Origin of the sequence: Hydrogenophaga sp., assembly GCF_036675665.1 — a bacterium.
Lineage (GTDB): Bacteria > Pseudomonadota > Gammaproteobacteria > Burkholderiales > Burkholderiaceae_C > Hydrogenophaga.
In genome coordinates, this window is record NZ_JAKFEO010000007.1 from 44,616 (window position 1) to 57,539 (window position 12,924).

Genomic DNA, 12,924 nt, shown 5'->3' on the forward strand with positions numbered 1-12,924 from the left:
CCTGTTCGGGAACGTGATTTGCCGCATGTGTGCAGGTGTTCAGGCCCCCTCAAGGTCTCGCACCCGCGTTCATCGATCGATCAATTGAAAGGACACACGACATGGCTCACTACGACAACCCGCGTCGCCAGCATCGCGACTCGCAACAGGAAGGTTTCAGTTCACAAGCCCGCCAGCAGGGCAGTCCGGATCCGGCACACAGACCGCAGGGCGGCTATGGAAGAGAAGACCAGCGCGGCGACCACGGCGGCAGCGACTGGCACCGGGAACAACGCCCGGGCCGCGAGTACCGTGGCGAGGAATGGCAGTCCGGCGGCGCCAAAGGCAATGCGTTTCGCATCAACGAGCCGGCTGGCAGCGGCGGTGGCTACTACGGTGCGCAGGAGCGCGAGCGTGCTCCCTATGAGAGCAACTATGGCTACGAGTCCAGCCATCCTTCGTACCAGGCGCGGGGTGCGGGCGACTGGAGCGGGCGCCCTGATAGCGGCATCCAGAACCATGAACAGGAGCAGTTCGACCCCGACTACCACCAGTGGCGGCGCGAGCAGATGCAGGCGCTGGACGAGGACTACCGGCAGTTCCGCCAGGACCGCTACAGGAAGTTCTCCGACGAGTTCTCCTCATGGCGCAGCAGTCGAAGCCAGCAAGGCGGGCAACCGTCGGATTCTGCTGGCTCCAGCGACGGCAACAAACAAGGCAGGGACAAGGAGAAGTAACCCACCATGAAGTGCGAAGCCGGCACGGACTTGCCGTGTCGGCTTCATTCCTTTCACTGTTGCCGCGTCGTCAGGCGTCGTGCCGGCGCCGACGGCCCACCGCCTCGATGCGAAGCATCTGGCGGTATTTGGTGACCGTGCGCCGGGCAACCACCAGCCCCTGTTGAGCCAGTTGGCGTTTGATCTCCGCATCAGACAACGGGTTGTCCGTCGCTTCCTCGGTGATGAGGTCCTGTATCAAGCCACGGATGGCCGTGCCCGAGCACGCCTTGCCGTTGGCACTCACCATGGCACGGGAAAAGAAGTGCTTGAGCTCGAACACCCCCAGTGGAGTGGCCATGTACTTGTTGTTGGTCACGCGCGATACGGTCGACTCGTGACTGCCGATTTCCTCCGCGATCTCACGCAGTCCCAACGGCTTCATGGCCATCGGTCCGAACTCCAGAAAATGGCGCTGCCGTTTCACGATCGCGCGTGCCACGTCCAGAATGGTCGAGAAGCGCTGCTCGACGTTTCGAACGGTCCACCGTGCTTCCTGCAGATGCGCACCCATGTCGGCCATATCGGACGTGTGGTGGCGCTGGTAGAGATCGGCATACACCTGGTTCAGCCTGACGCGCGGCACGATGGCCGGATTGAGTTGCACGCTCCATTCGCCACGAATCTTCTTCACGATCACGTCGGGCACCACGTAGGGAATGTGCGATGAACCCCAGCGCCATCCGGGCCGGGGATCGAGCCGGCGAATGCGGTCACAAACGCTCTCGATGAAGGCGGGTGTCTTGCCCAGCTGGCGAGCCAGGCCCTGGATGTCCCGGGCGGCGAGTGCGCTCAGATGAGCGGCGACGATGGTATGGGCAACCGCCCGCATCTCCACACACTCGATCTCGTGCAACTGAAGTTCAAGGCACTCGGCAACACTGCGCGCCGCGACACCAGCGGGCTCCAGCGACTGGACCATCTTCAGCGCGATCTGCAGGTCCGCCAGCTCCGCGGGCGGCTCCAGGGTCACGACGTCCAGCAGATCGGCCAGGGGCGTCCTGAGGTAACCATCGTCGTCGAGCGATTCAACGATGACGCGGGCCAGGCTCAGGTCGCGTTCGCACAGCGGCATGGTGTTGAGCTGACCGTTCAGGTGCGCGCTCAGTGAGCTGTCGGCTGTCACCAGATCCAGCGCAGAGGTGTCACCATCCGACGCCTGCCGTGAGCCTGTGCCCGCGTCCGCATGCCACAGGTCGCGATCACTCTCCAACCCGCCATCCGCAGCCTCACCCTCCATGAGAGCGTGCTCACTGTCCTGGACAGTGCCGTCCCGTTCCGCAGACGTCAGCGCATCGGACGCGTCGTCGAACGCCTCGGGGTCATCGACGCCCTCGTCGACCTCCAGAAACGGATTTCGGCCCAGCGTGTCTCGCACCACGAGACCGAAGTCGAGCGAAGACATCTGCAACAGGCGAACGGCGTGCTGGAGCCGGGGGGACAGCGTCTGGCTTTGGCGCTGCTCGGCTCGAACGTCCATGTGGATCACGGGTACCTCCTCGGCGTTGGTGGTGTCATGGCCCGGCTTGCGGCCCCGGAAAGAGCACGCTTGCAACCCCCATGCCGCGGAGGCCCCATCGACACAAATTCCCACAAATCACGTGTCTTCAAAGGCGTGAAGTTTCGCTTGGCATGGGTCGCGGTGGGCTGTCGGGTTGCAATCGGATGCGGATGAAGCAACTCCTGACGGTTTCAACGCCACTTGCCGTAAAACATGCCGAAACGTCGGCACCGCAATCCTTGAAGGCAAGCGGTGCGGCACAGCAGAGTCGAACGGGGTCAGCGCACGGTTCCTCGACGGAACAGGTTGACGATCGCCAGAAGAATCACCGCACCCAGGAACGACACGAGCATTGCGCCCAGGCTGAACGCATCCTGGTTGATCGTGCCCACACCGACCAGGGGGGAAATCAGCAGGCCACCCAGCGCCGCGCCCACGATGCCCACCACGATGTTCAGGAAGATGCCCTGCTGGCCATCCGTCTTCATGGCCAGACTGGCCAGCCAGCCAATGACACCACCCACTACCAGCCAAATGATGAGATTGATCATGAGGATTCTCCAGAGGTTGTTCATGAGGCAAAAAGCCCCGGATCGATGAGCCCAACCGGTGGCAAACGGCATGCCAATCGCAGAACACCCGCCGGGACGGCTGGGCACATGGGTTGCCGCGTCCTGGGCGTTGCCGTTTCATGAGGACCCTGACGATGGATCAGAGCCTTCTTCAACCCTTTTCCTCCGCCACCCGGATCCTGCGCATGGATCACGCGCACGTGCTGGCGGACTTCCAGAAACTGCGCGCGGACACAGCACCGGCTGTGCGCAGCGCCCTGTGCCGCCGGATCTGCACGGCCCTGGACATCCACGCGCAACTGGAAGAGGAACTGTTCTATCCCGCCCTGAGAGAACTGGAGGCCCATCTTCCCGCGCTGGATCGCAGCGAGGCGGACCACGCGGACATGCGCCTGCAAATCGAACATGTGCGCAAGTTGAACCAACAGGCGCAAGACCCCACCAGCGCGCTCACCGCGCTGATCACCGAGGTGCTCCACCACGTGGCAGACGAAGAGACGCAGTTGCTGCCAGCGGCAGAGGAACTGCTCGGCGCTCAGCGCCTGAAGGAACTGGGGGCCCGGATGACGCGTCGACGCTTCGAGTTGGCCCGGCCGCACGCGGTGGACATGGCGGCCGACGCGGCCCGCGCCGCCCCCCTGAAGACCGCCCTCTTCGCAGCGGGAACCCTGCTGGCGAGTGGCCTGGCCTTTCAGCATTTCAGGCGGCGCCGAGTCACCCGACACTGAGCCTAGATCGCTTCAACACTCCCCGTGACGGGAAGCACGACACCGGTGATGTAGCCCGAGCAGGACGGTGCGGCCAGGAACACATAGGCCGGTGACAGCTCTTCGGGTTGCGCGGGCCGTTTCATGTCGGTCTTGCGGCCGAACTCGGCGACCTTCTCCGCCGGCAGATCCGACGGGTTGAGTGGCGTCCATACCGGTCCAGGCGCCACCGCGTTGACCCGGATGCCCCGCTCCAGCAGGTTGCTGGCCAACGATTTGGTGAACGCATGGATGGCGCCTTTGGTGGAGGCATAGTCGAGCAGATGGGCACTGCCTCTGAGGCCTGTCACCGAGCCGGTGTTGATGATGCAGGCGCCAGACTTCAAATGGGGCAGCGCGGCGCGCGTGAGCCGGAAGTAACCGCCCAGGTTGGTTTCCCAGGTTTCGCGCAGGCGTTCGTCGTCGATCTCATCGATGGAGTCGGCGTGTTTCTGAAGGGCGGCGTTGTTGACCAGGATGTCCAGGCCGCCGAGCGTCTGCACGGTCCGATCCACCGCGTCCTCGCACCATGCCTTGTCTCTCACATCGCCTTGCAGCAACAGGCAGCGTTGCCCTTCGGCTTCCACATGGCGCCTGGTTTCCTCGGCGTCCTCGGTGGAAGCCAGGTAGGCGATCGCCACATCGGCGCCCTCGCGCGCGAACAGCACGGCCACCGCGCGCCCGATGCCTGAATCACCGCCGGAAATCAACGCCACCCGGCCCAGCAGTTTCTGGCTGCCCTTGTAGTCGGGCGCCATGAACCGGGGCTTGAGTTCCAGATCGGCTTCCTGTTCTCCGTCCGAGAGATGCTGGGTCGGCATGTGGGTGGGCTGTGGACGCACGCCGGTCTGCACGGCCTCGTCTTCATCGGTGCTGGCGGGATCTGTCATGGCGAACTCCTTGCAGGTGGAATGAGAAGGGAACGTCTTCCTGGGCACGGGACGTGCCGGCAGCACTTGAACGGAATGCCGCGCGGGAGCGCCATTTGCCTCAGCGAGGAATGTTCTGCACCCTCCTTCGATGATCTGGAGTCTTCTCACCTCGACGGTGAACGCATGGCTGGACGACTACGCCCCCAGCATGGGAGCGGCGCTGGCCTTCTACACGCTCTTCTCGATAGCGCCCCTGCTGCTGATCGTCATCTCGGTGGCGGGTCTGTTCTTTGGCGAAGCGGCCGCGCGCACGGAGATATTCGAGCAGATCTCCCAACTGGTGGGCGACGACAGTGCCAGAACCGTGAACACCTTGCTGGAAAGCCTGGACAGACCCGCCGCCAGCGTGGTGGGCACCGTGGTCGGCCTGGTCACGATGCTCGTTGGAGCCACCACCGTGTTTGCCGAACTGCAGAATGCGATGGACCGCATCTGGCAGGTTCCCCCGCGCCCGGGTTCCGGTGGTGTGTGGGATTTTTTTCGGGTGCGTCTGCTCTCGCTCGGCCTGGTCCTGGGCATCGGGTTCCTGCTGCTGGTATCGCTGGTGCTCAGTGCTTCGCTGGCGGCGTTGGGCAAGTGGTGGGCACCCTGGTTCGGCGAGCTGGCGCTCATGGCGGACATGGTCAACTTTGCAGTGACGCTCGCGTTCATCACCGCGGTGTTCGCCATGATCTACAAATGGATGCCCCGTACCCCCGTGGCCTGGCGGCATGTGTGGTTTGGCGCGCTCATCACGGCCCTGCTGTTCACGGTGGGCAAGACGCTGATCGGCCTGTACATCGGTCGCAGCGGCGTGGCCTCGGTGTTCGGGGCGGCGTCGTCCCTGGTGGTGCTGCTGCTGTGGGTGTACTACTCGGCGCAGGTGTTCCTGCTCGGGGCGGAATTCACCTGGGTTTTCGCGCAGCGCTCAAAGCCGCCAGGCTGAGCCCGACGGGCATCCGCCTTGCCCACAGGCCCGCATGTCCAACACGTCCAACCCCGCGCTGCGCTGCTTGCCCTCCATTCCCCAGCCACCGCGTCACGCGTCCGAGCGCCTCCACACGAACCGGGCGTTCACCTGCCGATGCGGCCAACCCGTGTTCTTTCGAAACAGTGTCTGCCTCGCCTGCTCGGCTCCGCTGGGCTACGACCCGCAGCGAGGTCTGCTCATTCCACTGGATCCCCTGCCGGATCAGGCCGCGGACATGGCGCTGTGGCAGAGTGCCGAGTCCACACCGCATGAAGGTCGGTATGCGCGCTGTCGCAACCTGAACTCGGCCGCGGCCTGCAACTGGCTGATCCCGCTCGGCGATGCCGCGTCGCCGGAACAGGATCTGTGTCTGAGCTGCCGGCTCACGCGCCGGCTGCCCGACCTCAGCATCGACAGCAACGCGGAGTGGTGGGGTCGCATCGAGATCGCCAAAAGGCGGATGCTCTCATCGATGCTGGGCATGCACCTGCCCGTGGTGCCCATGGCCGACGACCCCCAACAAGGCCTGGCATTCGACATCCTCACATCAACGGACGGCACGCCCATCGTCACCGGCCATGAAAACGGTGTGATCACGCTGGATGCCGAGGAAGCGGACGACCCCACGCGTGAGCTTCGCCGCGCCCAGTTGCTGGAGCCGTACCGCACGCTGCTCGGACACCTGCGACACGAGGTCGGCCACTACTACTGGCACCGCCTGGTGGAGCACACCGACTGGCTCATGGCATTCAGGAATGAGTTCGGCGATGAGCGCGAGGACTACCGCGCCGCACTGCAACGGCATTATTCGCAGGGGCCGTGCGCCGACTGGAGCATGCGCCACGTCAGCGCCTACGCCAGTTGCCATCCCTGGGAAGACTGGGCCGAAACCTGGGCGAACTACCTGCACATGACCGACACGCTGGACACGGCCCAAAGCTTCGGCATCGACGGGGAGCGGCTGGAACTCACCTACGAGCCCTTCACCGCCGAAGCGTTCGGCGATGCGGGTCCCGACAGCGCCGAGTTCGCGCGCCTGCTCAATCAGTGGATGCAGCTCACCGGCGTGCTCAACGAACTCTCCCGCAGCATGGGGGTTGCCGACTTCTACCCCTTCGTGCTCTCGGCTCCTGCCGTGCGCAAGCTGCATCTGGTGCACCGCATCATCGAGACGGCCGATGCGCGGTGGAACGCCAGCGAGGGTTACATGGCTTGACGCTGCTCCGGGGTCTCGGTGGCGGCCTCGGCAGTGGCGGGCGTATGAGAAGCGTATTTTTTGGGCAGCAGGATCTGAAAGCGCGTGCCTGCGCGCCCGGACTCGACCTGGATGGTCGCATCAAGCAGCTCACACAGGCGCTTGACGATCGCCAGGCCGATACCCTCGCCATGGCCGGACGGCGCGCTGTCGTCGTGGCCATTCTCGGCACTGGACCAGGCCATGCCTGCATCCTCAGACGACGCGTGCGCCACGAGGCCGGCCCGCGCGGCCCGGGCCACGTCTCGCGCATTGTCGGTGGCGGCTTCCAGGGCATCCTGCACTTCCGACGCCGGGCCGGGCCCCAGGCCCGGCCCCGAGTCTTCCACCTGCAGCGACCAGCGCCCAGGATCGTGGGGACCGGCTTGTCCCCACGACACCTTCACTCCCCCCACCGGGGTGTAGCGGATGGCGTTGAGGACCAGGTTCTGGACGATGCGGTGCAGCTTGACCGCGTCGCCCTCGACCCAGAAGCCGGGCTCCCCGGTCAGCTCGAAAGTCAGCCCCTGCGCGGCGGCGAGGGGGCGAAGGTTTTCGCCCATTTCCGTCAAAAGTGCCGCAACATCTACCGCATCGATGCGCCGTGGCTCCTGGCCACCTTGAAGCCGGGCCAGACAGGTGATGTCGTCCAGCAGCTTGTGCAGCGACTGCACGTTGCGTTCAAGCATGCGCAGGAAATTCTCGCGGCCCGAGCCATCCAGGTTCGGATACCCCAGTCCCACGGCGACGTTGGCCACCACGCCCAGGTTGCCTCGAAGGTCGTGGGCAGCCTGTTGCCAGAGTGATGCGCGCTGCCGTTCCAGGCTGCGCAGGTTGTTCAATGCGGCCTCCAGTTCGCTCACGTAGCTGGCCGCCTCCATCTGTTGCAGCTTGAAGTACTGCGATGTGCTGCCACTCACCGCAACGCTGAAGATGGAGGCCCACAGTTGCCGTGCGCGGGCCAGCGCCTGCGGCCGGGGCGCGGGCCTCAAGAGGGCACACGCGTCGAGTTCCCTCACCACGCATTCGTTGAGATGGCCGAGTTCGCGCGAGACTTCGGCCAACCCGAACCCTTGTTGCCACCGGTGCAGCCCGTGCGCGGCGGCATCGCCCAGGTGGGAGACGTCGGCATCGGGTTCACGCAACTGGGCTTCAAAACCCTCCAGCAACGCCGGGATGTGGTCGACCATCTGGGTGCGCGGCAAGGAATCGCCGGTGGTCAGCGTGGCGTCGGCCGCAACCGAGGCACGCCATGCCGCGACGATGAGATCGCGGCGCAAGGCCAGTTGGTCAGCCAGTGCGGAAAGTCCTGGATCGGGCAACGGCATGGTTACTTTCGGCAAGCGTGGGGAGTTCTTCTCGGGTTGATCCCGCAACCGCGATTATTTTCCCGAACATGTGCCTCGAGGAAGCCGTTGATCATTCGGCATCGCGCGGGGGAGGCTCCCGGCCATCCGACGCAGCCACCAGGACGCTGCGATCGTGCGCCTTGCGCACTTCCAGGCGCCTGAGCCACACGAGCACCAGAAGGATGAACACGGTGGCGAGCATGGCCGTGCCTTCGCGGCCCAAGCCGGCCGACATGCCCACGGCAGCGGTGGCCCAGATGGTCGCCGCCGTGGTCAGCCCGTGAATGCGCCCTTCGTTGCCCATTTTCAGCACCGCGCCAGCCCCCAGGAACCCGATGCCGGAAACGAGGCCCTGCACGACGCGGCTCAAGGCGTCGGGGCTCATGCCGGCTTCGGCAGGCACCAGCACGAAGAGCGCCGCGCCCAGCGACACCAGCATGTGGGTGCGCAGGCCCGCGTCGGCATCGCGGCGCTCGCGGTCCCAGCCGATCACCGCCCCCAGCAGCAGCGCCACGGCCATGCGCGCGGTCACGCGGGTGACCTGATCCACCTGCAGCAGATCGGAAAACTCGGCGCGCAAGGTGGCCGCGATGATCTCGAGAACGGACATGGACGAATCTCCTGGCGAACGGACTTCTATGACGACCGGCCATGTTGCCAGGCGGCGATGCGCTGGAGCAATCGCGTGGGGTCCACCGGCTTGGTGAAATGCTCATCGAAGCCCGAGGCGCGCGCGCGCAGCTTGTCCTCTGCCTCGCTGCGACCGGTCAGCGCAACGATCAGCATGTGTGCGCCCTGCGGGGTCTGGCGGATGCGATGGGCGACCGCGTGACCATCCAGTCCCGGCATGCCGATGTCCAGGATGCTCACGTCCGGATGAAAACGCGCCACCAGTTCGAGCGCCTCTTCGCCACTGCGTGCCACTTCGACAGCATGGCCTTCCAGGCTCACGAGCATGGCCAGGGTTTCCACGGCGTCAACGTGGTCGTCGGCGATCAACACCCGCAGCGGGCCACTGCCCGGGGGTTGCAAAGATGAAAGCGATGTCGGGGCGGACATGGTGAACAGGGAGCCGGGAAATGTCGGGAACAACGCGGTTCAGCATTCAACCACGGCACTCGCCGGGAAGATGCGGTCGGGTGGAGCGTGGGGAATCAGGCATGTCGATTGCCCAGCAGTTTTTTCCATCACCACTCTGGAGATCCTCATGAAATCCCTTCTTCTCGCCGTGGCTGTCGCCATCGGATCTCTCGTGTCCACCGGCTGCGCCGTGACCAGCGGCCAGAGCAGCGTGGGCCAGTTCGTCGACGACACGACCATCACGACCCGGGTGAAAGCACGCTTTGCCGAGGACCAGCAGGTGAGCGCCATGCGAATCGGCGTCGAGACGCTGAACGGCACGGTGCAACTCTCCGGCTTCGCCACCACACAAGCAGAAAAAGACAAGGCAAGCTCCATTGCCAGGGCTGTTCCCGACGTGCGCAATGTGCAGAACAACATCGTTGTGCGGCCTGGCAACTGAGCACCGGGAACGCGGGGACCCGCTGCGGGCAGCCGGACAGCCAGAGAGGTGGCAGGCGGGCAGTCCACCTCTCGTTGTCCGTCGTTCAGGCAAGGACTCAAAACCGGTGCACGTAGCCCAGGCTGGTGGTGGTGATGTCGCGTCGTCCGTCGCCGACGAAGTTCAGGTCGTAGCGGTTCCATTCGAGAACCACCGTGGATCTCGGCGAGAGATGGAAGCCCACGCCCAGGCCATACGAACCCTCCCATCCGCTGTCCTTGCCGCTCGCCAGACCCGACAACGGGCTCGCGCTCACACGGGTGCGGCCATACAGCGTGCCGACCTTGGCGTAAAGGCTGAGCTGTCCAATCGGCACCTGGCCCACCAGGCTCAGGTTCACGCCATACGCACTCGTGCGGCCACCGCCACGGTTGGAGCGTCCGAAGTCCACATAGCCCAGTTCCGCGCCGAAGTACTGGTTGAACATGCCGCCGGTGTAGATGTTGTAAGAGGTGTTGCTCTCGGAACATCCGAACCCGCCGCCGCCGCAAGGAATGTCCCAGTCGGGCTTGCCGACATTGAGACCGATGTAGCCATTGGTCGCGTACGGGATCACCGAATACGAACCTGTCGACGAGTCGTACATGCGTCGTTGACCGGTGGAATTCGGCGTAGTAGCCTGCGCCATCGTCGTATCGCTGCTGGACGCGCTTGCCGCTGGGGAGCCCTGGATGGTCTGTGCATGACCAACACCAGCACAGGCCAAAGCAAGTGCTGCCAACGGCCATGTTCTTGAGGAATGGATTGAAAGATTCATGGTGCAGTCCTGAAGTTGGTTGATGGAACACTGCGCAAAGACTGACGCAGTCCGCTTCCGGGGCAAGCTGTGTGCCCTCTCCACGGCATCGGGACTCGCAGGCGGGTGCATGGCTTGCCCCGCCCAGGGCATGCGGACTGCAATTTCTCCATCAGGGGGCTGAGGCGGAAGACCCGCCAAGCGCCTCACTCAGCAGCACACGAGGAGCCAGGATGACATGAACAGGTGGGTGCGTTTGCGCTTGAGGCCACAGTCGATCCGCTCGCGTTTGATTCTGTTGGTGCTGGCCGTCCTCTTGCCGTCCCTGGTGGTGGGGCTGTGGGTGGTGGGCCTGACCTTCCGGCTGGCGCGCGACACCAATCAGCGCCATCTGGAGGACACCGCGCGTGCGCTGTCGATGGTGCTGGACCTCGAACTCGCGAAGCGCTCGGGCGTGGTGCGCAGCCTGGCGCTCTCGCGCATGCTGGACACCGCACCCAACATTCCGCCCACCACGCTGCGCGCCTTCGATGAACAGGCGCGCCGCACGCTCACGGGCCTGGAGGGCTGGCTGGAGATGCGCAGCGCCGATCGTGTGTACATCAATACCCGGCTGACTCCCGGCGAACTGCCTCGCTCCCTGGCACCCGCGGCCATGGTGCGGTTGGCCGACACGCCCCAGATCCTGCCGTTGCGTGAGAACGAACATCTCGGGATCTACCACGCCGCGCTGGTACAGCCGGTGCTGCGCGACGGGCGCGCCGTGCTCAACCTCACCTTGACGGTGATGCCGCACGAATTCCAGCGCATCATCGACCAGCAGAAGATCGACCAACAATGGGTGGCGGCGATCATCGACAGCGAAGGCCGTCTGGTGGCGCGGCACCCGGGCGGCGCGGCGCATGCCGGACGCCATGTGACCGGGGAATTGCTCGATCGCTTGTCCGCCGATCGGGAAGGTCTCCTGCAGACGAAGTCGATGGAGGGGGACGACATCACCATCTTCTTCAGCACCTCCGAGCAAGGCTGGACCTACGTCACCGGCATGCCCACGTCGCGCTTCGAGGGCGTCGTGCCCGAGGACGTGCGCAACACGGCGCTCGCGACCTTGCTCATGCTGGCGCTTGCCATCATCGCGGCCATCGGGGTTTCGCGCGGCATCGTCCGCCCGATCCACACCATCAAGAAGCTGGCCGTCGGCATGCGGGACGGTCGCGCCGTGCAGGCGAGCCCAACCGGCATCACCGAATGCGACGATGTGGCCGAGGCCATGGAGCGGGCCAGCCGGTCGATACAGGGCGCCCAGGTCGAGATGGAGCAGCGTGTGGCGGAGGCCGTCTCCCTCACCCGAAATGCGGAACAACGCATGTCGCACAGCCACCGGCTCGAGGCCCTGGGCCGGCTCACGGGGGGTGTCGCGCACGATTTCAACAACCTGCTGGGCGTGATCAGCAACAGCGCGCACCTCATGCTGCGAAAAACGAGCGACCCAACGTTCACCGCAGCATTGGAGTCCTCCCTTCGCGCGGTGGAAGCCGGGAGCCGGTTGACCCAGCATCTGTCCCGCTTTGCCGGGCGCCAGTCGGTGCGTCCTTGCGTCATCCACCTGGGAATTTTTCTGCCAGAAGCCGCTGAATTGATTCGCGCGGTGGTGGGCCGTCACATCAAGCTCACGTTGGTGATCGACCCTTCGCTGCCGACGCTGTTCGCCGATCCCAACGAGCTGGAACTCGCCCTGATCAACCTGGCGCTCAATGCGCGCGACGCCATCGCCAACCAGGGCCACGTGGAACTGCGGACCTCGCGGGCCGAGCCCGAAGACTGCGCGGAGTTGGCCCAGGAAGACTGCGTGGTCGTGTCCGTCACCGACGACGGGCACGGTATCGGCGAGGACATCATCAAGCGCGTCTTCGAGCCCTTCTTCTCCACCAAGGACCACCTGCAGGCCACCGGGCTGGGGCTCAGCCAGGTTTATGGCTTCTGCCACCAGTCGGGGGGCACCGTGCGGATCAACAGCACACCGGGCCTGGGCACCACGGTGAGCATGGTTCTGCCGGCCTCCGGCCCCACCGAGCCCGTCATGCCGTCCAGGACTTCCCTGCCGTCCATCATGGGCACCCGCGTGCTGCTGGTGGAGGACAACGAGGAACTTCGCGGTGTCACGTCTGCGCTGCTCGCATCCTTCGGGTGTGAAGTCGTGTGCAGTTCCTCACCACAGGAGGCACTGGACATCCTGCAGACCGGGCGGGACTTTGACGTGATGCTCACCGATGTGCTCATGCCCGGCCCCATGGACGGTGTCGCCCTGGCCAGACAGGTGCGTGAACGCATGCCGGGTCTGGCGGTGGTGTTGATCAGTGGCCACAGGGGCGATGCCGAGGGCCGGGACGACTTCCCGTTCGTGCCCAAGCCGTGCACGCCCGAAACCCTCGTGGCCACGCTTGACAAGGCGATGGCGCTGCAGAGGGAAGGATGCACACCGCTTTGAGGCTTGGTGTCGGGAACGCCATGTGCCCCGAAAGGAGGGTCGAAAGACGACCAGACGCCGGCTGAGCTGAACCGGTTTCAACCCAACCCTCAAAGGAATGT

Annotated in this window: 13 protein-coding genes; 6 read left to right on the forward strand and 7 right to left on the reverse strand. The window is 64.9% G+C overall.

Annotated features, from left to right (window positions below; genetic code table 11):
* The first annotated feature begins 101 nt into the window (after nt 1-101).
* Complete coding sequence (locus tag V6M63_RS02965; protein ID WP_332739315.1) at nt 102-716, forward strand: hypothetical protein; 615 nt, start codon at nt 102-104, stop codon at nt 714-716.
* Between the two features lie 70 nt (nt 717-786).
* Here V6M63_RS02965 and rpoN read toward each other — a convergent pair whose 3' ends face one another.
* Together rpoN and V6M63_RS02975 are read right to left on the reverse strand one after the other, a co-directional pair.
* Nucleotides 787-2,235, reverse strand: coding sequence for an RNA polymerase factor sigma-54 (gene rpoN / locus V6M63_RS02970; RefSeq protein ID WP_442909539.1), 1,449 nt, complete (start codon nt 2,233-2,235; stop codon nt 787-789).
* 299 nt (nt 2,236-2,534) lie between these two features.
* Nucleotides 2,535-2,804: a GlsB/YeaQ/YmgE family stress response membrane protein gene (locus V6M63_RS02975; RefSeq protein ID WP_332740113.1), complete on the reverse strand. Its 270-nt coding sequence runs from the start codon at nt 2,802-2,804 to the stop codon at nt 2,535-2,537.
* A 158-nt stretch (nt 2,805-2,962) separates the two neighbouring features.
* On the opposite strand from V6M63_RS02975, the gene V6M63_RS02980 reads away from it, so the two are divergent.
* Nucleotides 2,963-3,556, forward strand: a complete 594-nt coding sequence (locus V6M63_RS02980; RefSeq protein WP_332739319.1) for a hemerythrin domain-containing protein — start codon at nt 2,963-2,965, stop codon at nt 3,554-3,556.
* 2 nt (nt 3,557-3,558) lie between these two features.
* On the opposite strand, the gene V6M63_RS02985 is transcribed toward V6M63_RS02980, so the two are convergent.
* Nucleotides 3,559-4,464, reverse strand: a complete 906-nt coding sequence (locus tag V6M63_RS02985) for an SDR family oxidoreductase (RefSeq protein ID WP_332739321.1) — start codon at nt 4,462-4,464, stop codon at nt 3,559-3,561.
* Nucleotides 4,465-4,594: 130 nt separating this feature from the next.
* On the opposite strand from V6M63_RS02985, the gene V6M63_RS02990 reads away from it, so the two are divergent.
* Together V6M63_RS02990 and V6M63_RS02995 are read left to right on the forward strand one after the other, a co-directional pair.
* Nucleotides 4,595-5,431, forward strand: coding sequence for a YihY/virulence factor BrkB family protein (locus V6M63_RS02990; protein WP_332739323.1), 837 nt, complete (start codon nt 4,595-4,597; stop codon nt 5,429-5,431).
* Nucleotides 5,432-5,465: 34 nt separating this feature from the next.
* Complete coding sequence (locus V6M63_RS02995; protein ID WP_332739325.1) at nt 5,466-6,671, forward strand: zinc-binding metallopeptidase family protein; 1,206 nt, start codon at nt 5,466-5,468, stop codon at nt 6,669-6,671.
* Here V6M63_RS02995 and V6M63_RS03000 read toward each other — a convergent pair.
* The 3 genes from V6M63_RS03000 to V6M63_RS03010 form a co-directional block, all read right to left on the reverse strand.
* Complete coding sequence (locus V6M63_RS03000; protein WP_332739327.1) at nt 6,659-8,017, reverse strand: sensor histidine kinase; 1,359 nt, start codon at nt 8,015-8,017, stop codon at nt 6,659-6,661. The two genes, V6M63_RS02995 and V6M63_RS03000, sit on opposite strands and share 13 nt — an antisense overlap.
* A gap of 91 nt (nt 8,018-8,108) precedes the next feature.
* Nucleotides 8,109-8,648 (reverse strand): MgtC/SapB family protein, encoded by a 540-nt coding sequence (locus V6M63_RS03005; RefSeq protein ID WP_332739329.1) that lies wholly within the window; start codon nt 8,646-8,648, stop codon nt 8,109-8,111.
* 26 nt (nt 8,649-8,674) lie between these two features.
* Nucleotides 8,675-9,097, reverse strand: a complete 423-nt coding sequence (locus V6M63_RS03010; RefSeq protein WP_332739331.1) for a response regulator — start codon at nt 9,095-9,097, stop codon at nt 8,675-8,677.
* 148 nt (nt 9,098-9,245) lie between these two features.
* Here V6M63_RS03010 and V6M63_RS03015 point away from each other — a divergent pair, with 148 nt between their 5' ends.
* Nucleotides 9,246-9,560 (forward strand): BON domain-containing protein, encoded by a 315-nt coding sequence (locus V6M63_RS03015; protein WP_332739333.1) that lies wholly within the window; start codon nt 9,246-9,248, stop codon nt 9,558-9,560.
* Between the two features lie 97 nt (nt 9,561-9,657).
* On the opposite strand, the gene V6M63_RS03020 is transcribed toward V6M63_RS03015, so the two are convergent.
* The gene (locus V6M63_RS03020; RefSeq protein WP_332739335.1) at nt 9,658-10,185 is read right to left on the reverse strand and encodes an outer membrane beta-barrel protein; all 528 of its coding nucleotides are present in this window, start codon (nt 10,183-10,185) and stop codon (nt 9,658-9,660) included.
* A 388-nt stretch (nt 10,186-10,573) separates the two neighbouring features.
* Here V6M63_RS03020 and V6M63_RS03025 point away from each other — a divergent pair, with 388 nt between their 5' ends.
* The gene (locus V6M63_RS03025; RefSeq protein ID WP_332739337.1) at nt 10,574-12,823 is read left to right on the forward strand and encodes an ATP-binding protein; all 2,250 of its coding nucleotides are present in this window, start codon (nt 10,574-10,576) and stop codon (nt 12,821-12,823) included.
* Nucleotides 12,824-12,924: the final 101 nt, after the last annotated feature.

Excerpts from the sequence above, each read along its gene's own strand:
- V6M63_RS02990 (WP_332739323.1), top strand. The coding sequence starts at position 4,595 with ATGATCTGGAGTCTTCTCACCTCGACGGTGAACGCATGGCTGGACGAC.
- V6M63_RS02980 (WP_332739319.1), top strand. The coding sequence starts at position 2,963 with ATGGATCAGAGCCTTCTTCAACCCTTTTCCTCCGCCACCCGGATCCTG.
- rpoN (WP_442909539.1), bottom strand. The coding sequence starts at position 2,235 with ATGGACGTTCGAGCCGAGCAGCGCCAAAGCCAGACGCTGTCCCCCCGG.
- V6M63_RS03020 (WP_332739335.1), bottom strand. The coding sequence starts at position 10,185 with ATGTACGACTCGTCGACAGGTTCGTATTCGGTGATCCCGTACGCGACC.
- V6M63_RS02995 (WP_332739325.1), top strand. The coding sequence starts at position 5,466 with ATGTCCAACACGTCCAACCCCGCGCTGCGCTGCTTGCCCTCCATTCCC.
- V6M63_RS02965 (WP_332739315.1), top strand. The coding sequence starts at position 102 with ATGGCTCACTACGACAACCCGCGTCGCCAGCATCGCGACTCGCAACAG.
- V6M63_RS03000 (WP_332739327.1), bottom strand. The coding sequence starts at position 8,017 with ATGCCGTTGCCCGATCCAGGACTTTCCGCACTGGCTGACCAACTGGCC.
- V6M63_RS03015 (WP_332739333.1), top strand. The coding sequence starts at position 9,246 with ATGAAATCCCTTCTTCTCGCCGTGGCTGTCGCCATCGGATCTCTCGTG.
- V6M63_RS03005 (WP_332739329.1), bottom strand. The coding sequence starts at position 8,648 with ATGTCCGTTCTCGAGATCATCGCGGCCACCTTGCGCGCCGAGTTTTCC.
- V6M63_RS03025 (WP_332739337.1), top strand. The coding sequence starts at position 10,574 with ATGAACAGGTGGGTGCGTTTGCGCTTGAGGCCACAGTCGATCCGCTCG.
- V6M63_RS03010 (WP_332739331.1), bottom strand. The coding sequence starts at position 9,097 with ATGTCCGCCCCGACATCGCTTTCATCTTTGCAACCCCCGGGCAGTGGC.
- V6M63_RS02985 (WP_332739321.1), bottom strand. The coding sequence starts at position 4,464 with ATGACAGATCCCGCCAGCACCGATGAAGACGAGGCCGTGCAGACCGGC.